We start from the raw sequence: 20,367 nt of genomic DNA, 5'->3' as shown, positions 1-20,367 counted from the left end.
AAAAACGTCTATCGACGTACTTTCTAGGAAGACAGACCGCATTTAGCGGATGTTTTTCTTGCGATTATAGGATTTCTTAAGCTCCGCTTAAAATTTATAAATTCTATAATCTTCAAAAAAGCTTCCTCCCACGTTAAAATGACCTGAACTGTATGTTTCCATGTGCAGGTATCGGCAGAACATCCATATAAAATCGAGTGGAGAAGCCGAAAATTTGCAAACAGAAAAACCCTCGAAATTCCCATTTTTATGAGCACCACGTTGGTGGCACGAAGTCTCTATTTAAAAGGAAAATTGCAAAGGTGCATCCTTTTCCCGCAATTCTGCTGCTTTATACAGAAAAGCCTGCAAATCTGCAGGCTTTTTCGGCCATTTAAGCCAATGATGATAGTTTTAGCGGGAAATGATGCACTTTCGCATCAATTTACCTACTCTCCTACTAAACTACAATAAAAGGATGCATTTTCGCAGGAATTCACCTTTTTAATTTTGAATCCAGCTTTTCAGTGAAGCCACCTTACCTAAATTCAATCCGATTAAATATACTGTCAATTGTTTCGGCTGTCCGCAGTAGAAGCAAATCCAGTGCGTTCTAATAGGCGACAACCAGGGAACGCTGAAAATTCGGCAAACAATGCTCGCAAAACCAAAAACAGCGGCACTAGGGAATCTCCCCTGCGCCGCTGTTCAACTTCGGTATATCGATGAAACAAACCATTTCTAAATCCAGGGATTACCCTGCTTGCAAAAGCCAACCTTTACACGTTTATTTCCCGAACGAGGACAGGAATTTCACGCGATCGCCCATTGGAGGAGTGTTGTTGTCCACCAAAGCGATTTCCAGAACTGCAGGACCGCCTGCATTCAACAGGCTGCTTAGCGCTTCCTGGTTCAAGTCGCCCAGTTCGTCGACACGATAGCTTGGAACCCCCATTGCCGCAGCCATTGCCGCGATGCTGATTTCTTGCTGCAAGAAGGAAGCATGCGATCGCTTATACTGCAGCTCATGTCCATGATACACCATGCCGAGGCGGGCGTTGTTCATTACGACGAACAGAATCGGCAGTCTGTATTCCTTGGCCGTCAATATCTCCATGCCATGCATAAAGAAGCAGCCGTCGCCTGTAATGCACACCACCGGACGGTCCGGGTCCGCGAACTTCGCGCCGATGGCGGAACCGATGCCGCTGCCCATCGCGCCAAAGTGTACGTTAATATCAAATGTGTTGTAATCAAGCACATTCATGTAATTGATCACGTAGGACATGAATTCTCCGATATCCACGGTATACCGCGTATCCGCAGGCAGATGCTTTTGCAGGTTTTTCAGCACGTTTTGCGTATTGTATTCCTCTGTCGGAACGTATGCCTGCTGCTTGGCAAACGCCTTCCCGCCTGCTTTTGGCAGCCCAAGCGCCTTCAATTCTTCCAGCAGGAACATCAGGCTCAAATTGATATCGCCCAGAACCGGAATGTCGATCTCATATTTGCGGCCAAATACCGTCTTGTCAAAATCCATTTGCACGCAGAACCGGTTTTTCGTCAAATTCGGATTCCAGTTGTTTGTTGCAGTTTCGCCCAAACTCGAACCGAGAATCAGCAGGGCTTGTCCGTCTCCTTCATTAATCAGCGCCGAAGCCCCTTCATGTCCGGCAAATCCAAACACGCCCGATAGCAGCGGATGTTCCTCCGGAATCAGTCCTTTGGCCTGCGGTGTCGTTACGATCGGCCAATTCAGAAGAGCCCCCAGCTCAAGCACCTGATCCACGGAATAACGGACGCCTTGTCCCACGAACACATAACCGCTTTCGCGTTTCGCCAGTTCCTGTGCCACCTGCTTGATCGTGTCCAGATCGGGAACGATCGGCGCTCTTTTCGGCGGTTCAGGAATGGTCACATTCGAAACTTCCCCCTGCTGCACGTCGATCGGCATCGCTACATGTACAGGTCCCGGCACACCGGAAATCGCGATTTCAACCGCCTTCACCACTTCAGGCAGCAAATCCTTCGACTCGCGGACGGTTACGCTGTATTTGGTCACCGAACGGAACACCGGCTCGGCATCCAGCTCCTGCGAAGCATTGAGACCAAGCGTATTTACCGGAACCGCACCGGTGAGGAATAATACCGGCAGATGTTCCCGCATGGCATTGGCCGCGCCGGTAACCAGATTGGTGCCGCCGGGTCCGCTGCAGCCGATCGCAACGCTCAGCTGGTTCGAATATTTGGCATAAGCCGCCGCCATATAAGAAGCGGCCCCCTCATGCTTGGTGACGACCGGAGTGATCTCGGGCATTTCCACCAACTGGTCGAACAACACATTCACCGAACCGGCGGGAATTCCAAAAATATGTCTGACGCCCTGACTTTTCAAATACTCTAGAACTGCGCGTGCTGCTTTCATAAAAAACCTCCTAAAATTACATTTTTCATCTATGATGTAAGGGATTGAACCAAGCCTACGGGCTTTGGCTCAATCCGTATGATAGAAATAATTTAGCGATATCCTCCGCTTTCATCGGGCGGCTGAAATAATACCCCTGCATCAAGTAACAGCTGCGCGCGGCCAAAAATTCCGCCTGCTCCTTCGTTTCAACGCCTTCGGCAATGACATTCAGATTCAGGTTCTGCGCCAGTGTTACAATGGTGTTCGTGATGGCCGCATTGTCGTCGTCCTTGATGATATCCTGCACGAAAGACTTATCGATTTTCAGCGTACTGATCGGGAAGTTCTTCAAATATCCGAGAGAGGAGTACCCTGTGCCAAAATCGTCGATCGCGATATTGATGCCAAGGCGCTTCAACTGCTCCATCGTTTTGAGCGTGACATCGGAATTTTTGATGATTTGGTTTTCCGTGACTTCCAGGTGCAGGTATTCAGGTGATAAATCGGTCTTTTTCAGAATGTTTTTGACGATGCTGAACAAGTTGTTTTGTTCAAACTGTCTAGCGGAAAGATTCACCGATACGCTGATATGTGGGAGCCCCATCTTATGCCATTCCTTGATTTGCATGCAGGCATTCCGCAGCACCCATTCCCCGATCGGAACGATCAGACCGGTCTCCTCGGCAATCGGTATAAACTCGTCCGGCGCCACCATGCCCTCAGTCGGATGCTTCCAGCGAAGCAGGGCTTCAACGCCGACAATCGTTTGGGTCTCATAGTTAATCTGCGGCTGGTAGTAGATCATCAGCTCATTCTGATCGAGAGCTTTATATAAAGCATTTTCAAATTTAACGATTTCAAAGGTCCGCGTATCCATGCCCATGCTGAAGAAATGATAGCTGTTCCCGGAGATTTCTTTCGATTTATACATCGCCGTGTCCGCATTTTTGATAAGCGTTTCGCTCGTATCCCCGTGGTCCGGAAACAGACTGATGCCGATGCTTGTTTTGATGTATACTTCGTTTTCCTTTACGTAAAAAGGCTCCGCGAACGAGGCGATCACCTGGTTGACGACTTTCATGATGTCTTTTTTTCCGTTGATGTTCGGCAAAAAGATCGTGAATTCATCCCCGCCCTGCCGCGATACGGTGGCGCTTTTGGGAATGCAGGCACTGAGCCGCTTGGCTACATCGCGCAGAAGCAAATCGCCATAAGTATGTCCCAGCGTATCGTTAATAAATTTGAAGCGGTCCAGATCCAGATACAGAAGCGCTAATTTCCCCCCATTCATTTGCGCATACTTGATGCCCTGATTCAGCCTGTCCTTCAAAAGGACCCTGTTCGGCAGGTCTGTGACGCTGTCAAAATATGCATGGTATTTGATCTCTTCCTCCATCTGCTTCCGCTGCGTAATATCCTTGAACGTAACCACATCGCCTACGATGTTGTCCCCTTCCTTAATGGAAGAGATCACGTATTCAACCGGAAAACTGGAATTATCCTTGCGATAGAAGCGATCATCCGTGTGCAGTTTATTCCACTTGCGCTGTCCGATGCCGCATGCCTCGATTCTCCCGCCTTTTTCCCCATTAAAAATGACACTGCAAGGTTGGCCAATGAGTTCGCCTTTGGTTTCGTAGCCAAGCATGGCTTCCCCGGCCGGATTGCAAAAGGTGATGTTCCCCTCCAAATCCAGCCCGAAAATCCCTTCCCCGGCCGAGTTCAGGATCAGTTCCTTCTCGCGGCTCAGCTGCTGCAGCTCGGCGACCACTCTTTCAAGCTCTTTGTTTTTGAAGGTAATCTCCGAGGTTCTTTCCTCAATAATGACCTCCTGCTTCTCCATATAGAGCAGATTGGACAGCGTTGAAGCCGTCGCTTCAATAATCGATTGGCAGAGCTGGATAGTAGCCTCCGAATATCTCATAATTTTTTCGCCGAGATTTACGACGGCAATGACGCCGAGCACCTCGCCCATGGACACGAGCGGAAACATGTACATTCCTTTGATCCCGAAATCGCGGCAGGCCTGATGATTGGGCCTATGATCCTGCGATACATCCGGGATAATGATGACTTTTTTCGTGCGGACCACTTCTTGGAAAACGTAATCATTTTCAGGGTCGATCTTCATCCTCTGATGGGTCCGCATCCAGTCTTCTTCCGACCAATCGCTGTTTTTGCTGAGCTTGGCCGGTTTGATTCTTTTGCCTGCGAGCGGATCCAGCAAATGCGCCCCGACATTATAATTGTTTAGTACTTTCGCAATATAGTAAAAGCAGGTATCCAGCCCTTGCTGCATGGTAGAACACAACGACAGGTTCCGCGTCACGTCGAGCAGGAGCTGTTTTTCGGCAATCAGATTTTCCTTATGCGTCAAATTGTTAGCATTGCGGATCGCGACGGCCGCCATATTGACATAGGCCTCGACCGTTTGAATTTCTGATTCCGTCAGGTTCATCGGGATGCCGTAATCAAAAAGAAATACGAGTCCAAACAGTTCCTTCTCATACGAGATGGGAAGAACGAGCAGCGATTTGATTTCAAAACCTTCAATTGCCCAGGAGTCAGGGCGTTCATCTTGTGATGTGTCCGGAATATAGATCGTTTTTTGCGTTTCGATCACTTCTTTGGCCAACTGATCACGGTCGGTATCGATGATATGCATGTCCAGCGTCATACCGTTAATGATTTCCGGCTTGCCGACATATCCTCTGAAAGTCCCGTCATCCTGCGGCAAATAAATCCCTACCGAATCACACTGGACGATTTCCTCCGAGATGGCTGTCGTAACATGCTGCAGTACTTCTCTTAATTCCAGCTTGGTGTTAATTAATTTTGTAATATTGGCGAGCCGGGAATACCTCGTTTGCTCCTTCACCATCACACGCTCTCCCCTTGTCGTCTTCGTTTGTCATCGATGTATGGTCCTGCTAAATATGAACTATTTCCGTACTATAAGCGCATGATCTCCCAACCCTAAACTTGGTTACATCTAGTCTGATATAAGGTTCTATTTTCCTTATTTTAACTCAAACTGGTAGCTTTTTTATATATCCAATCCTAAAAATATAGTAATTTTTAGTTATTTTCTCCATTGGGTGGCTGAGAGTCCTGCACGAGCGGAAAACAGCGGTGCAAAAGTCGGGGGGTAACGGATAATTCTGTCTACGATGCAGTGCGCTTAACATCATCCTGTATACAAAAAAAACCTCTCAAGAGAGAGGCCTTGATGACGGCTGCGGTGCAGAACATGAAGAAGATGACGATCCACCTGGATCGCTTGGAAAGAGGGGGCGATCCCCTGTTTTTTCAGGGTCTGGACATTTTCATGTCAAGAAAAAGAAACCGGCGTCTCATATAGAAGGGATTTCTCGTCAAACTGAGGATTTTATAATCCTTTCCCTCCCACAGGACGCAGCTGAAGCGGCTCACCGCCCGCAATCAGCGGACGTCCGCGCTGCAGCAGTTCCAGAACCTTCGTATCCGCTAATGAGGCTGCATGCGCCTCTTGATCTTTCCATAGCTCGGTGACCCATACCGTGTCAGGATAATCATCCGAGACGTTGACAATGTATAAATCACAGTTTGCGTTCGATTGAAGAATATCAGCCGCCTCAAGCAGGATGCCCACAAGCTCATCTCTCTTTCCCGGCAGGGCGGTCAGTTTTCCATACATGGCGAATTTGTTCATTGCCTATCTCCTTTGGGGGTAATGGATTTCGATAGCATATTTCTATAATGCTCGGCGATCCCTGCGCTTACTTCGGCCATTTTCATGACAAGCATGTCCGGTTCGAGGATGGTCAACGCTTTGCCGTATGGAAGAAGAAAGTAAGGGACAAACGCTTGAAGGGAAGACGGCTCCAGCCGGAACACCGCTTCTCCCGGACTTTGATCTGTCAGCGCATGGCCAAACAGCCAATGCTGCCTGAGTTCATTCAGTACATGTTCATGTCCCTGGACCCTTACGGTAACGAGAGAATCATCAAGCAAAGTGTCAGGCAGCAGCTGGTTAAGCAGAACACCTTTGGCCGAAAAATCTTCCGGACGCTCAAAGTGCTGATCAGTTAATTCCAATTGCGTGATCCGGTCCACGCGGAAATTACGCATTTCCCGGCGCAGCCGGCAATATCCGACCGTATACCACTGACCCTTCCAATGGACGATGCCGTACGGATCAAAATCGCGGGTAATCACGGTACCGTCTCTACCTTTGGCATAATTCATTTTCAGCGTCTGGCCTGAAGCAATGGCACCTTCCAGCATTTGAAGGAACGATTTCTGCTGCCCGTCAATCGGGGGATGCAGAACCGATATTCCGCTGCTGTGGCGCTCAAGCTGATGGAGCTGCTTCTCGTTGGTATACCGTTTCAGCTTGTCGATGGCCCGGTTCAGCGCATCAGTGAACGGATATCCGGCTTCCTTGGCGAATACGGAAGCATGCACCAGCGCTTTTTGCTCTTCGGTATCGAACAGCAGCGGAGATTCCGCAAATTCCCCCATAATTTGAAAACCGCCATTCGGACCGGAATCGGCTATGATGGGCGCTCCGCTGGCGCATAATGAGTCGATGCAGCGGTATACTGTGCGGACATGGATTTCCAGTTCATCGGAAAGCTGCTGCGCCGTCATTTTTTTGCCTGATCTTAACATCCACAGAATGGACAGCATATTATCTGCTTTGGACATCATACTAATTCCCTTCATGATAAAGTTTTTTTCAGGGTATTAGCAACTATTGTATCGCTCCTAAGCGCGCGGTTCCATGCCTCTTTCGATCCAGGAATCATAATTGGGACCGTAGAGATCGGGAATCCGAAGCCCGGCTTGTCTCATCAGAACAGTCATTTGTCCCCGGTGGTGCGCCTGATGCATGATGGTGAAGCGTAAAGAAGCGCCGTTATTCCATTCCCCACCGAAAACCGTTTGGGTTACCCGGAGCGACTCGTTATCCCATTGTGTCTTGACCGCCTCCAGAATAGCCTCGCTAATCCGCTCGTACTCCTCCGCAATCGCTACCGCTGAATTGCTGACTTTCTCACCGTTATCGGGCCCTTCGAATTTCAGTCCCAAGGAAGTCATATAGCCGACGGACTCGACCAGATGCCAAGCCAGCTTACCGAGCGTCCGGTGCTTATCGGTGATAGCCTGATTTAGCGATTCATCCGTCAGCAGATTCATGACCTGCTTTGTCATCTTGGCTTCCTGTGACCATTCCGCAGCAAAATCGTCAATGCTTGTAAACATGATTCATTCCTCCAATAGAATTATTTTTCTCTCTTGCTTATGAGTATAAACAAAAATCACTGACAGTTACGGTCAGTGATTTTTGAAAGGATTCAAATTTGAGGAGCCCTCTCAAGAGAGGACTTTATCTAAGTATAAGGTTCAGATCGAACCCATCATTTTCTTAACCAGCTCTTTGTTCCGATCCTTGAACAGCTCATTATGCGAAGAAACCATAGCGAACTCGCCGGCTTCCGGCTCAATGAACTGCTTCGCCTTATTCACCGCGTTAGCCGCATCTTGGAAGGCCCCTGCGATCAGATGCAGCTTGCCTTCATGCTTCAGAATGTCCCCCGCCGCATACAGACCGGGTACGGAAGATTCGCTGTTCGGCGTGCCGGCGATATAGTGCTGGTCGGCAATGTCGATTTGGAGAGCGCTGTTTTGCAGCAATGTCATATCGCGCTCGTAACCATGATTGATGATGACCTCATCCACATAGAGCTCGGTCACCTCGCCGGTCTGATGATGGGTCAGCTCGACGCGTTCAATGATTTCGCGATCATTGCGCGCATGCAGTTTTGTAATGGAGGTGTGGAACAAACATTCCACCGAGCTGCTCAGCAGATGCCCCACCGAGGCTTCATGTCCATTCAACGCATCCTTGCGGTAGGAGACATAGACTTTCTTGGCTATAGGCTCCAGTTCATTGGCCCAATCGATGGCCGCATTGCCTCCGCCGGAAATCACCACCGTCTTGTCCTTGAACTGTTTCAGCGACTTCACGGTGTAATGAAGATTGCTGACTTCGAAGCGGCTTGCCCCTTCAATGTCCAGCTTCTGAGGATTTAATATACCGCCGCCGACGGCTACGATAACCGTTTTGGACAAATGGATGCGGCCCGAGCTTCCATGCAGCTCGAAAATGTCATCCTCCCGGCGCGTAATGGACTCGACTTTCTCATTCAGCACGACTTCGGGATTAAACGTCAGCCCCTGCTGCACCAGCTGCTCGATAAGCTTAGCGCCGGTAACCGGCATCAGTCCTCCGACATCCCAGATCATTTTCTCCGGATACACATGAACTTTACCTCCCAGTTCAGGCTGAAATTCAATGATTTTCGTCTTCATTTCTCTTAACCCGCTATAAAAAGCGGAGTACAGCCCGGCTGGTCCCCCGCCGACTACCGTGATATCGAAAATTTCCTCTTGGCACATTCCCGCTCGCTCCTCAGAAATCATTATAATTGATAACAATTCTCATTCTCATTAAGAATATACATGTATTTTTTCCTATTTTCAAGATTATGTTGACATTTTACTTAAATCACCTTATTCTTTTTTTGATATTGAGAATCATTATCATCATTTTATTTGAGTTTATCTCCGATTATCCTTAAAATTCACGAGATACATAAGGAGGCAAATCATGGTCCGTCTGTACACCACCGATTTAAACATTGGATATGGCGAACGCTCGATTGTCAAAAATCTCAGCGTGCGCATTCCCGATAAAAAAATTACCGCGATCATCGGTTCCAACGGATGCGGCAAATCCACCCTGCTGAAAGCGATCACCCGCATCATTCCGCATCAGGCCGGAACGGTGATCCTCGACGGCGAAAACATCGCCAAGGAAAATACGAAGCAGCTGGCGAGAAAAATGGCCATTCTCCCGCAGACGCCCGAAAGCGCAGCAGGACTGACAGTCGGCGAGCTGGTATCTTACGGACGTTTTCCTTATCAAAAGGGGTTCGGGCGCCTGACGGCCCGGGATTATGAAGTGATTGACTGGGCCTTGGAAGAAACGGGAACCAAGGAGTATAAATTCCGTCCGGTGGATACGCTCTCGGGCGGACAACGCCAGCGGGTATGGATCGCCATGGCGCTCGCGCAGGAAACGGACATCATTTTCCTCGACGAACCGACCACATACCTCGATATGGCGCATCAGCTGGAGGTTTTGGAGCTATTGGAAAAGCTGAATCTGGAGCAGGAGCGAACCATCGTCATGGTACTGCATGATATCAACCAGGCTGCGCGTTTTGCCGATTACCTCATTGCGCTCAAAGACGGGGAGATCGTAAAGACAGGCAGCGGCGAGGAAGTCATTTGCCCGGAAGTGCTGAAGCAGGTCTATCAAATCGATGCGGCCATCGGACGCGACCCCCGGACAAACAAGCCGATGTGCGTTACCTATAACCTGATCCGGTAAACGGACGGATTCTATAAAACCCTAAAGGAGCAGCACCCTCATGAAAAAAGCATTTTTCCCATTTTTATTATGTCTTATCCTGATTCTAAGCGCCTGCGGCAATAAACAAACCAGCGAGCCGTCCGGCGGAAAAGTGGAAGGAAACGCAGCCGCGGAGAACGCCAAACCCAAAACGATCACCTACCAATCGGAAAACGGCCCTATCGAAGTCCCTGCCGATCCGAAACGCGTCGTCGTTCTGTCGTCGTTCACCGGTAATGTGCTGTCTCTGGGCGTTAACCTGATCGGCGTCGATTCTTGGTCCAAAGCCAACCCTAACTTCCAGGATAAGTTAAAGGATGTGCAGGAAGTATCCGACGAGAATCTGGAAAAGATCATTGAACTGAATCCGGATCTGATCATCGGCCTGTCCAATATTAAAAATATCGATAAGCTGAAACAAATTGCTCCAACCGTTACCTTTACGTATGGAAAAGTGGATTATTTGACGCAGCATCTGGAGATCGGCAAGCTTCTTAATAAAGAAAAAGAGGCTCAAAGCTGGGTGGATAGCTTCAAACAACGCGCGGAAAAAGCCGGCGAAGAGATCAAAGCCAAAATCGGCGAAAACGCTACGGTATCCGTCATCGAAAGCTTTGACAAACAGCTGTACGTCTTCGGCGACAATTGGGGACGCGGCACAGAAATTTTGTATCAACAAATGAAGCTGAAAATGCCGGAAAAAGTGAAGGCCTCCGCTTTGAAAGAAGGTTATTATGCTTTGTCTCCGGAAGTGCTGCCCGAATTCGCGGGCGATTATGTGATCTTCAGCAAAAATAAAGACGCGGACAATTCATTCGAAAATACGGAAACGTACAAAAATATTCCCGCCGTCAAAAACAATCATGTTTTCGTTACCGACGCCAAAGCGTTTTTCTTCAACGATGCTTTAACGCTGGATTACCAGCTAGACTTCTTTATTAAACAATTTCTCGGGAAGTAATGTGATATGAGCGAAAAAATCGAACGAATCCCCTTTACCTATAAATTGATTGCGGCAGCCGTTTTCTTGATTGCAGTTTTCGTACTCGCGATGGTGTTAGGTGCGGCAGACACCTCGATTAAGGATGTATGGTTTGCTTTGACAAGCAGCCAAACCGGCGAAAAATTGACGATGCTCCGCGAAATCCGCCTGCCGCGTGAGATCGCGGCGGTCTTCGTCGGAGCGGCTTTGGCCGTCTCCGGCGCCATCATGCAGGGAATGACCCGAAATCCGCTGGCCGATCCCGGCCTGCTTGGACTGACGGCCGGTGCGAATGCCGCGCTAGCCGTGACTGTAGCGTTTATGCCTGGGGTCAACTATTTTGGCTTGATGGTGGCTTGTTTTATCGGTGCGGCTGCCGGTGCGGCTCTCGTATTCGGGATCAGCGCCGTCAAAAGGGGCGGCTTCTCGCCGCTGCGCATCGTACTGGCAGGCGCCGCCATCTCGGCTTTCCTGTATGCGGTGGCGGATGGCGTCGGCATTACCTTCAAAATATCCAAGGATGTGTCTATGTGGACATCAGGCGGTCTGATCGGAGCCAACTGGGAACAACTTCAGGTCATTGTGCCATTCATCGTCATCGGCATCATCATGGCGATTTGCCTGTCCAAACAACTGACGATTCTTAGCCTAAGCGAGGAAGTCGCCGTCGGACTCGGACAGAAAACTACCCGAATCAAGACCATTTTATTTATCGTCACCGTTCTGCTGGCAGGGGCTTCCGTCGCCCTGGTAGGCAGCTTGACCTTTGTCGGGCTGATGATTCCGCATATTGTACGCGCCATTGTCGGCACGGATTACCGGTTTGCCATTCCGATGTCCGCGCTTGCCGGCGCCTCATTTATGATGCTCGCCGACACGCTGGCCCGGACCATCAGCGCCCCTTATGAAGTGCCGGTGGCAGCCATCGTCGCCGCGCTGGGCCTGCCGTTCTTCCTCATCATCGTGCGCAAAGGAGGAAAGGCATTCTCATGATTCATCCGTCTATTATCAGGAAGCAGCGGCTGATTCTGCTGGCCCTGCTTATCCTTATCGCGCTGACTTCCATTGTCAGCATGGGGCTGGGATATTCCTCCCTTTCCTTTGACCGGCTTATACCAACCTTGCTTGGAAAAGGCACGTTCAAAGAACATTTCGTGCTGTTCGACGTTCGTCTGCCGCGGATCATTATTACACTGCTGGCAGGCATGGCTTTAGCCTTATCAGGCTCGATTTTGCAGGGAATTACCCGCAATGATCTCGCCGACCCGGGCATTGTCGGCATCAACTCCGGCGCGGGCGTAGCGGTAACGGTATTTTTCCTGTTTGCCCCCATCGATGCCGGCTCATTTATTTATTTGCTGCCGTTGGTGGCTTTTGCGGGCGCACTTGCGACCTCCTGTCTAATCTACTTTTTTTCATACAACCGTACAACCGGCATGCAGCCGATACGGTTGGTGCTGATGGGCGTAGGATTCTCCATGGCGCTCTCGGGCGTGATGGTCGTGCTGATTTCTTCCGCCAAGCGGGAAAAAGTCGATTTCATCTCCAAGTGGCTCGCAGGCAACGTATGGGGAACGGACTGGCCTTTTATTTGGGCGTTATTGCCTTGGCTTATTATTCTGGTTCCGTTTACGCTGTATAAAGCCAACCGGCTGAACCTGCTATCGCTGAACGAACCTGTAGCGATCGGGGTAGGCCTATCGCTGAACAAGGAGCGCGTCGTACTCCTGTTAACAGCCGTGGCGCTGGCGGCCTCCGCCGTGTCCGTTACGGGCGGGATCGCATTTATCGGGCTGATGGCGCCGCATATCGCCAAAGCTTTGGTCGGGCCGCGCAATCAGCTGTTTATTCCGGTAGCCGTATTGATCGGAGGCTGGCTGCTCGTGCTCGCCGACACCATCGGCCGCCAGGTGGCCGATCCGGACGGGCTTGCGGCGGGCATCGTGGTCGCTCTTATCGGCGCACCTTATTTTATTTATTTGCTTTTGAAAAAGTAGGCGCATGTTCACTGCTCTCTAACGAAACTACAGAGCGCTATTTTCTCAATAATGGGGGCAAATTGAATCTAACGAAACTCCGGATCGTTATTTAGCATAGATGCTCATGAAGAGCTCTTCATTTGGCTAAATAGCGATACCATGTTTCGTTAAAATTTTTAAATGCCCTTTTTGCCCCAAATAGCGATACCACGTTTCGTTAGAGCTTCCCCATTTGTCCGTGCTTTCGCAAGCTTCTCATCCATAATCCATAAGCGCCGGAACGCCAGAAAAAGATGCGCGTTCGCAACAAGAAACTCCGGATCAAGCAGCCAACCGTTTCTCAAAAACACAAAAGCACCTTCCCGGACTCAAATACGCATGCTCGTGCGAACTGATCCATGGAAGGTGCTTTTTTATCGCTTAACGATTGAGCGGAACGATCCGGTATACGCCGGGTTTTCCGGCGTCCTGAATCGCCCAGCCCAAAGAGAGAACGGACTCAAGCCGCTCCTTCTGGGCGTCCGTAAGCTCGGCGGTCACCGATTCTTGCCCCGGTTCGCGGTTGATCTCCGGCTCCAAGCCGTACGCGACTGCGATCCAGGAACGAAGGCCCCCTAACGTGTTGTATTTGATGGAATAGCCGTCCTTGACCGCAGACTCGAAAGTCTCAGGCTCTGCCTCGGCAAACGCCGCCAATTCCTCATATTCAAATTCATAAATGCTGTGGTCCTCCGGCAAGTCGCGTTCACGAACCTTCCGCAGCAATTCCTCACTGGACCATCCGTATGCCCGCAGTCCTTCCAGCATTAACGCATCCCATTGGGACAACTTGACAGGATTTTTTTCCATATTTCAGCGCCTCCTCTTACTTAATGATCCGCCACAAAGTGGCCCGGACTCACTTCCCGCAGCTCAGGCACTGTGCCGTCCTTTGCCGTGGGGACCTCATATTTAACCGCCATTCTGCTGTTCGCCGCACGCGGATCCGGGACCGGAATGGAGGAGAGGAGCGCCTTCGTGTAAGGATGCAGCGGGTTCTCGTACAGCTCATCGCTTTCCGCCACCTCTACCAGACGCCCTCTGTACATGACCCCGATGCGGTCGGAAATATGGCGCACCATCGATAGGTCATGCGCGATAAACAGATAGGTCAGGCCAAATTCGGCCTGCAAATCTTCCAGCATATTGACGACCTGGGCCTGTACCGACACGTCAAGCGCGGAGATCGGCTCATCGCATACGACAAAATCGGGCCGCACGGACATGGCCCGCGCAATCGAGATCCGCTGCCGCTGCCCGCCGCTGAATTCATGCGGGTAACGGTACAGATGCTCGCGTTTTAGTCCGACTTTTTCCAGCAAACCGGCGACGAATTCCTTGCGTTCATCCGCCTGTTTGTAAATGCCGTGGATATCCATCGGCTCCCCGATCAGATCCAGCACGCTCATGCTTGGATTCAGCGAGGAATACGGGTCCTGGAAAATCGTTTGAATCCGCCGCCGGAACGGCTTCAGCTGCTTATCGCTAAGCTTCGACAGGTTTTGTCCGTCGAAATACACCTCGCCGCCCGTATAATCATAAAGACGGATCAGGCAGCGCCCAACCGTCGATTTGCCGCTTCCCGATTCGCCCACGAGCCCGAACGTCTCGCCTTGGCGGATTTGGAAGCTGACGCCGTCCACGGCCTTCAGCACTTCCGGTCCCTTCGTAAAATGCTTCTTCAGGTTCCGTACATCAACCAAGATTTGTTCGCTCATTGATCCGCTTCCCCTTCCGCTAACGCCTGTTCCAGCGTGCTGTGTTCCTGCACGAGCCAGCAAAGGGAACGATGTCCCTCGCCAAGCTCCGCCATCTCAGGCAGCTCCGAGCATTTGCCAAACGCGTATGGGCAGCGGTCCCGGAACGGACAGCCCGCTGGCGGGTCAATCAGATCGGGCGGCGAGCCTTCAATCGGAACGAGACGTTCTTTGCCCGCACCTGCGCGTTTAGGAAGCGAACGCAGCAAGCCTTGGGTATACGGATGACCGGTCCGATAGAAGATATCTTCGACGGTGCCCTCTTCCATTACCATCCCGCCATACATCACGACAACGCGGGAACATACCTGAGCTACCACGCCCAAGTCATGGGTAATGAGCAGTACGGCGGTATCCGATTCATCCTTGAGCTGCTTTAGAAGATCCAGAATTTGCGCCTGAATCGTTACGTCAAGCGCCGTGGTCGGTTCGTCCGCAATCAGCAGCTCCGGGCTGCAGGAGAGGGCCATCGCAATCATGACCCGCTGGCGCATCCCGCCGCTGAATTCATGCGGATATTGCTTCACGCGGCGTTCCGGTTCGGTAATGCCGACCTTGCGCAGCATTTCCACCGCTTCCTGGATCGCTTCTTTTTTGCCAAGTCCGCGGTGCCGGCGAATCACCTCCGCCATCTGGAAGCCGATCGTTTTGACCGGGTTCAGCGACGTCATCGGGTCCTGAAATACCATGGCGATCCGGTTGCCCCGCAGCTTGCGCCACTCGCCTTCGCTCAGGCCGCTCAGGTCCGTTCCTTGAAAAACGATTTTACCGTTTGTTACTTTCCCGGGCGGGGTAATCAAACCCATGATGGCTTTGGCCGTCACGCTTTTGCCGCTGCCGGATTCGCCGACAATCCCTACGGTTTCGCCGGCGCCGACATGAAAGCTGACACCGCGCACCGCTTGATTTTGGCCGTCCCTGGTTTGGAATGAGACCTTAAGCTCATCGACGGTCAGCAATTGTTTGGTCATCTTGGTTTCTCACTCCTTTTTCGTCTTACGCCGGCGGTTTATCTTTTGCCCAGCTTTGGTTCCAGGCCGATTCGCAAAATATCTCCAAGTATGTTAAAGCAAAGTACAGTCAAGAAAATAAGCAATCCCGGGAACAGCGCCATGTACGGAGCCTGGGCGATATACCCCTGCGCCCCGTTCAGCATACTGCCCCATGTCGCTTTCGGCGTCTGTACGCCAAAGCCCAGAAAGCTGAGCGATGATTCCATCATAATCGCCGAAGCGATATTATTCGTCGCGCTGACTATGACGACAGACAATAGCCCCGGCAAGATATGCTTCCAAATAATGCCGAATGTGCTTTGTCCGGATGCCTTGGCATATAACACATATTCGCGCTCTTTCAGCGCCATCGTCTCCGCCCGGACGACCCGGGCGATGCTCATCCACATCAGCAGCGAAATAATCACGATGATGTTGCCCACGCTTGGCTTCAAATACACGCTGAGCAACAGCAGGATCAGGAAGGACGGAATGGACATGATGATGTCCAGGAAACGCATCAGCAGGCTGTCGATCAGCCCGCCGAAATAACCGCTGATAACTCCGACCGTCACGCCGATCACCGTTGCGAATATCATCGATAAGAAGCCGACCGACAAGGAGACACGGCCGCCATACAAAGCGCGCGTAAACGTGTCGCGTCCGTAATCATCCGTGCCGAACCAATGATCCCTGCTTGGCGGCTGCAGCCGGGCAAGGGCGTTCATTTGGTCCGGATTCTTGGTAGACAGAAATGCTAATATAGAAGCCAGGGTAATCAGAAACAAAATAATGACGGCGGCGATCCCCACCTTGTTTCCCATCAGCTCGCGGGCTACGTTTATCCATTTATTCCGTTTCATGAGATCACCTCGTTGTTTTAATTCTCGGATCCACGATGCCATACAGGATATCTGCAAGCAAATTCCCCAGGATCAGCAGAACGGAAGAAAATAATGTAATGCCCATGATGACGGGATAGTCCATGCCCCGTACGGCCGTCATCCCCAGCGAGCCGATGCCCGGCCAGGAAAATACCGTTTCGGTAACGATCGCGCCGGCGACCAAGTCGCCCATGGACATCCCGAGCAGCGTAATGATGGGAAGCAGGACATGCTTCATCACATGCCGGAATAAAATGATCCATTTGGTCGAACCAAAAGCATACTGAATTTGTACGTAATCTTCTTTCAATTGGCTGATTGTGCTCGAGCGGATATATCTGACGTATACTGTCAGGAAACCGATGGCCAGCACCGTACAAGGCAAAATACCGTGTTTGATCACGTCAAGCGCGGAATTGACGCCGATCGTGCGCATTCCCATGCTTGGGAGCCAATGCATTTTTATGGAGAAAAAGTACATCAACAATATCGCGAGCCAAAAGAGCGGCAGCGAAATGCCGATATAAGCCATCAGGTTAACGAGCTTATCCACCCAGCGGTTGCGGTTTGCCCCCGCGATCAATCCGAGCGGTATAGCCAAAACAACAGCCAGAGCAATGGCTGACGCCATCAGTCCTGCGGTTGCGGGCAAACGCTCCAGAATCTGTCCTAACACCGGCTTATGGTTCACAAGCGAATAACCGAAATTGCCGGTCAAACATTCTTTGAGCCATATAAAATATTGAATATATGCAGGCTTGTCCAAGCCGAGATTATGCCTAACCCGCTCAATGTCCGCAGCATGCATGTTTGGCGTTACAAAAGAACGCACGGGATCTCCGGGCGCCGCTTTAACCAAAATGAAGCAGACAATGGACACAAAAAAGAGCATGGGCAGGGTTTGCAATAATCTTCTGACAATCATTCTTCTCATGCTTTTCTTCTCCTAGCTTCGTTTCTCTTTTTCGATATTTGTTCATGGCAGAGCAGCTTGCTGCGGATGATTCAACGCATTCGAAAGAACGTTAACGAGAACGTAAAACGGCTGCGCCTTATGGCGCAGCACCGCTTTATGCTTACAAAGTCAATTTAAGTAAGATCATCCTTATTTCATGTACAACTTGGACGGGTCCTCGAAGATGACGACCGGTTTCAGCACGGCTTCGTCCAAGCCGCCGAATCTCTTGTCCACGGCAACGATCGTTTTCGTATACGCGATTGGATAGATTACCGCATCGGAAGCGATTGTTTCCTGCAGTTTTTTGTAGATTTCTCCGCGTTTGGCGTCGTCGCCTTCGCTCGCTCCTTGCTGGAAGAGCTGGTCGACTTCTTTATTCGAGTAATGCGCATAGTTGGAATCGCTGCCCGTCGTGAACAGAATGCTGTATGCGTCCGGATCGAAGCCCATGATATAGCCGCCGACGGTCAGCTCGAAATCAGTTGCTTTAGGATCCGTGAATTTGTCGTTGAATGCGGAAGCATCCATCGATTTAATTTCGACGTCAACCCCGACTTCTTTCAGCTTTTGCTGAACATACAGGGCGATAGCCTCCTGTGCCTTGTTCCCGCTTGTGATAATAAAGCGCAGCTTCTTGCCGGTGACCCCGTTTGCCTGCAGCAGTTCTTTGGCCTTATCTACGTTATTGTCATACGTCGTGACGTTGTTGTCATGATACAAACCGTCAGGCGTGACAAAGGATTTGGCCGGATCGGCATAATCAGGCGACATATAAGTCACTTGAATCATCTCTTCGCGGTTCAGCGCGTAAGACAATGCCTCTCTAACTTCTTTTTTGGCCAGCAGGCCAGTGTCGCTGTTTTCATTAAAGATCATGTAGGACAAGCGTCCTTCACTGTAATTTTTCATTTCGAAATTGCCTGTGGACTCGATCGTAGCCGCATCCTGCGGATCGACATATTTAATGTTGATTTCGCCGTTTTGCAAGGCCAGATTCGCTGCATTGGCATCTTTGGAAATCCGGTAAGTGATCGAATCGAGATGCGGTTTGCCGCCAAAGTAGTTATCGAAGCGCTCCAAGGTTACATATTCGCCTGTTTTATATTCCTTGAACTTAAACGGTCCGGAACCGACCGGCGTATTGTTCTTAGGGCTTTTCTCGATATCGGCCTCATGCTCGAAAATATGCTTCGGAATCGGCGATACCTGCACCAGCGTCGCTTCGAATGCCGGGCTTACTTGCGGAAGCTTGAATTCAACTGTAGTGTCGTCGACTTTCACCGCTTTGATCGGCTTGCCGTTGATAATAAAGTTGCTTCTCAGCATACTGTTTTGTTTCTCATCCAAAATCTTGTCGATCGTAAACACGACGTCGTCAGCCGTCAGCTTCTCGCCATCATGCCAAGTCAAACCGCTTTTGAGCTTCAAGGTATATGTCAGTTTGTCTGCGGATGGCTCAAGGCTGTCCGCCAGATAAAATGTTTTCTTCCCATTGTTGACCTGGAACAAAGGCGCAAAAAGAGCCTGGTCGATCGTCAAGCTGACGCGGTCCCCTGCATAGTTCGGGTTCAGGATCACCGGGTCGGCCGCAACGCCGATAATCAGGTTGCCTCCGTCTTTCGGCTGCCCGGATGTTTGCGAAGCATCGGAAGATGCATCGGAAGGCGATGCCGAATTTCCTGAGTTATCTCCAGAGCATGCCGTGACCAGCATGGTCAGTAATGCCAAAATAATGACCCCTGAAAAATATTTCTTCATGATGTCTTATCCCCCACTCTCTATGAAACTGTGTTTTATTGTATATCGGATTACTAGGAATTGCAATGTTTAATTCAGATCCTCTTCCGGTTTCTCAATTTAACATAGCACTTCACTAAAATCCCTGTATAAATAAGAACTAAAGCAATTGGCCGCATGATTTATGCGGCCTTGCTTTAGCTTTATTTACAGTCAATTGCGTAATCCTTATCTACTAACTTTATTTTAGTAGTAAATATGAAAAAATGCTAGATCTAAATTTCGAAAATTGTCGAAAGTGATCATCGAAATTGGAGTTTATCCGGGTTCCTCACAAAATACAGCTTGCGAATAGCCCCCTCTTCGGCGTGAAGAAGCACGACGGTATCGATTTCCTTCTGCGTACGGGCTATAATCGCCGTCTGACCGTTCAGCTCCGCCAGTTCGATCTCTACGCCGCCCGTTAATCCGGAAGACTTCCGCATCAAGCCAAGCAGGAACCTTGCTACATGTTCCGGAGACATAATCGGATGAACGGCAGCCGATGCTTTCCCGCCTCCATCGGATATGAGCACCACATCTTCCGATAAAATGGAAACAACCCGCTCCACCTGTCCTTGCCCCAGCGCTGCCAGCAGCCGCCGCACCCACGCTTCGCTCGCTTCCTCGGCCTGGACCGGAACATCCGCATCCGGGGAAAGTCCCATCTTCGCCCGCGCCCGGCTCAGCAGCTTGCGGCAATTCGGTTCGCCTTTATCAAGCAGGTCGGCGATATCCCCATATTCGAATCCGAGGGCTTCGCGCAGCACGAACACCGCCCGTTCTGCGGGAGTGAGCTTCTCCAACAGTACAAGCATCGCATAGGACAGCAGTGCGCCGCGGATCAAAATCTCGGAAGCATCCTCGGCCTGTGTCGGAAGAGGCTCGGGCAGCCATTCCCCGAAATACTGCTCCCGCCGCTTCCGGGCCGATTTAAGCAGATCCAAGCAGCGGTTCGTGACCATTTTGCACAAATAGGCTTTGGGTTCGGCCAGACGTTCCGGATTCACGTCAACGATTTTCACGAATACATCCTGCACGGCATCCTCGGCATCCGAAACGGAACCCGTCAACTGATAAGCCAGCGAAAACAGCAATCCTTTATAACGCTTATACAGCTCCTGCATCGGCTCTTCTCCCCATCACGCGAAA

At 50.5% G+C, this 20,367-nt stretch carries 18 protein-coding genes; 4 read left to right on the top strand and 14 right to left on the bottom strand.

Going from position 1 to position 20,367, the window contains the following annotated elements:
* Window positions 1-766: 766 nt before the first annotated feature.
* The 6 genes from L6442_RS00980 to L6442_RS00955 all read right to left on the bottom strand — a co-directional run bounded on the left by L6442_RS00980 (window position 767) and on the right by L6442_RS00955 (window position 8,830).
* Window positions 767-2,404: a thiamine pyrophosphate-binding protein gene (locus L6442_RS00980; protein WP_212981193.1), complete on the bottom strand. Its 1,638-nt coding sequence runs from the start codon at window positions 2,402-2,404 to the stop codon at window positions 767-769.
* Between the two features lie 55 nt (window positions 2,405-2,459).
* On the bottom strand, window positions 2,460-5,267 hold the full coding sequence (locus tag L6442_RS00975) for a bifunctional diguanylate cyclase/phosphodiesterase (RefSeq protein WP_212981194.1): 2,808 nt from the start codon (window positions 5,265-5,267) through the stop codon (window positions 2,460-2,462).
* 507 nt (window positions 5,268-5,774) lie between these two features.
* Window positions 5,775-6,077, bottom strand: a complete 303-nt coding sequence (locus L6442_RS00970; protein WP_194234757.1) for a putative quinol monooxygenase — start codon at window positions 6,075-6,077, stop codon at window positions 5,775-5,777.
* Complete coding sequence (locus L6442_RS00965) at window positions 6,074-7,075, bottom strand: helix-turn-helix transcriptional regulator (protein ID WP_212981219.1); 1,002 nt, start codon at window positions 7,073-7,075, stop codon at window positions 6,074-6,076. The genes L6442_RS00970 and L6442_RS00965 overlap by 4 nt, the downstream gene beginning before the upstream one ends.
* 60 nt (window positions 7,076-7,135) lie before the next feature.
* Window positions 7,136-7,633 carry a DinB family protein gene (locus L6442_RS00960; RefSeq protein ID WP_212981195.1) on the bottom strand — a complete coding sequence of 166 codons (498 nt, stop codon included), beginning with the start codon at window positions 7,631-7,633 and terminating at the stop codon, window positions 7,136-7,138.
* 141 nt (window positions 7,634-7,774) lie between these two features.
* Entirely contained in the window at window positions 7,775-8,830 is a 1,056-nt protein-coding gene (locus tag L6442_RS00955; RefSeq protein ID WP_212981196.1) for an NAD(P)/FAD-dependent oxidoreductase, read from the bottom strand.
* A 211-nt stretch (window positions 8,831-9,041) separates the two neighbouring features.
* On the opposite strand from L6442_RS00955, the gene L6442_RS00950 reads away from it, so the two are divergent.
* Genes L6442_RS00950 through L6442_RS00935 form a run of 4 tightly spaced genes read left to right on the top strand, consistent with a single transcriptional unit; the run spans window position 9,042 to window position 12,827 of the window.
* Entirely contained in the window at window positions 9,042-9,827 is a 786-nt protein-coding gene (locus L6442_RS00950) for an ABC transporter ATP-binding protein (protein ID WP_212981197.1), read from the top strand.
* Between the two features lie 40 nt (window positions 9,828-9,867).
* Window positions 9,868-10,809: an iron-hydroxamate ABC transporter substrate-binding protein gene (locus tag L6442_RS00945; RefSeq protein WP_212981198.1), complete on the top strand. Its 942-nt coding sequence runs from the start codon at window positions 9,868-9,870 to the stop codon at window positions 10,807-10,809.
* Window positions 10,810-10,815: 6 nt separating this feature from the next.
* Complete coding sequence (locus L6442_RS00940) at window positions 10,816-11,823, top strand: FecCD family ABC transporter permease (RefSeq protein ID WP_212981199.1); 1,008 nt, start codon at window positions 10,816-10,818, stop codon at window positions 11,821-11,823.
* Entirely contained in the window at window positions 11,820-12,827 is a 1,008-nt protein-coding gene (locus L6442_RS00935; protein ID WP_194234763.1) for a FecCD family ABC transporter permease, read from the top strand. The genes L6442_RS00940 and L6442_RS00935 overlap by 4 nt, the downstream gene beginning before the upstream one ends.
* Window positions 12,828-12,985: 158 nt before the next feature.
* On the opposite strand, the gene L6442_RS00930 is transcribed toward L6442_RS00935, so the two are convergent.
* From L6442_RS00930 to sigJ, 8 genes are all read right to left on the bottom strand, one after another.
* Entirely contained in the window at window positions 12,986-13,159 is a 174-nt protein-coding gene (locus L6442_RS00930) for a hypothetical protein (protein WP_212981200.1), read from the bottom strand.
* Window positions 13,160-13,229: 70 nt separating this feature from the next.
* Complete coding sequence (locus tag L6442_RS00925) at window positions 13,230-13,658, bottom strand: hypothetical protein (protein WP_212981201.1); 429 nt, start codon at window positions 13,656-13,658, stop codon at window positions 13,230-13,232.
* Window positions 13,659-13,678: 20 nt separating this feature from the next.
* Entirely contained in the window at window positions 13,679-14,566 is an 888-nt protein-coding gene (locus L6442_RS00920) for an ABC transporter ATP-binding protein (protein WP_212981202.1), read from the bottom strand.
* Complete coding sequence (locus L6442_RS00915; RefSeq protein WP_212981203.1) at window positions 14,563-15,576, bottom strand: ABC transporter ATP-binding protein; 1,014 nt, start codon at window positions 15,574-15,576, stop codon at window positions 14,563-14,565. Before L6442_RS00915 ends, L6442_RS00920 begins: the two co-directional genes overlap by 4 nt.
* A gap of 38 nt (window positions 15,577-15,614) precedes the next feature.
* Window positions 15,615-16,460, bottom strand: coding sequence for an ABC transporter permease (locus L6442_RS00910; protein ID WP_212981204.1), 846 nt, complete (start codon window positions 16,458-16,460; stop codon window positions 15,615-15,617).
* Window positions 16,461-16,464: 4 nt separating this feature from the next.
* Window positions 16,465-17,415, bottom strand: a complete 951-nt coding sequence (locus L6442_RS00905) for an ABC transporter permease (protein WP_194234769.1) — start codon at window positions 17,413-17,415, stop codon at window positions 16,465-16,467.
* A gap of 171 nt (window positions 17,416-17,586) precedes the next feature.
* Entirely contained in the window at window positions 17,587-19,197 is a 1,611-nt protein-coding gene (locus L6442_RS00900) for an ABC transporter substrate-binding protein (protein WP_212981205.1), read from the bottom strand.
* A gap of 281 nt (window positions 19,198-19,478) precedes the next feature.
* The gene (sigJ, locus tag L6442_RS00895; protein WP_212981206.1) at window positions 19,479-20,342 is read right to left on the bottom strand and encodes an RNA polymerase sigma factor SigJ; all 864 of its coding nucleotides are present in this window, start codon (window positions 20,340-20,342) and stop codon (window positions 19,479-19,481) included.
* Window positions 20,343-20,367: the final 25 nt, after the last annotated feature.

It is taken from the genome of Paenibacillus azoreducens (assembly GCF_021654775.1).
Lineage (GTDB): Bacteria > Bacillota > Bacilli > Paenibacillales > Paenibacillaceae > Paenibacillus_AQ > Paenibacillus_AQ azoreducens.
This window is presented reverse-complemented; position numbering and strand designations above follow the sequence as displayed.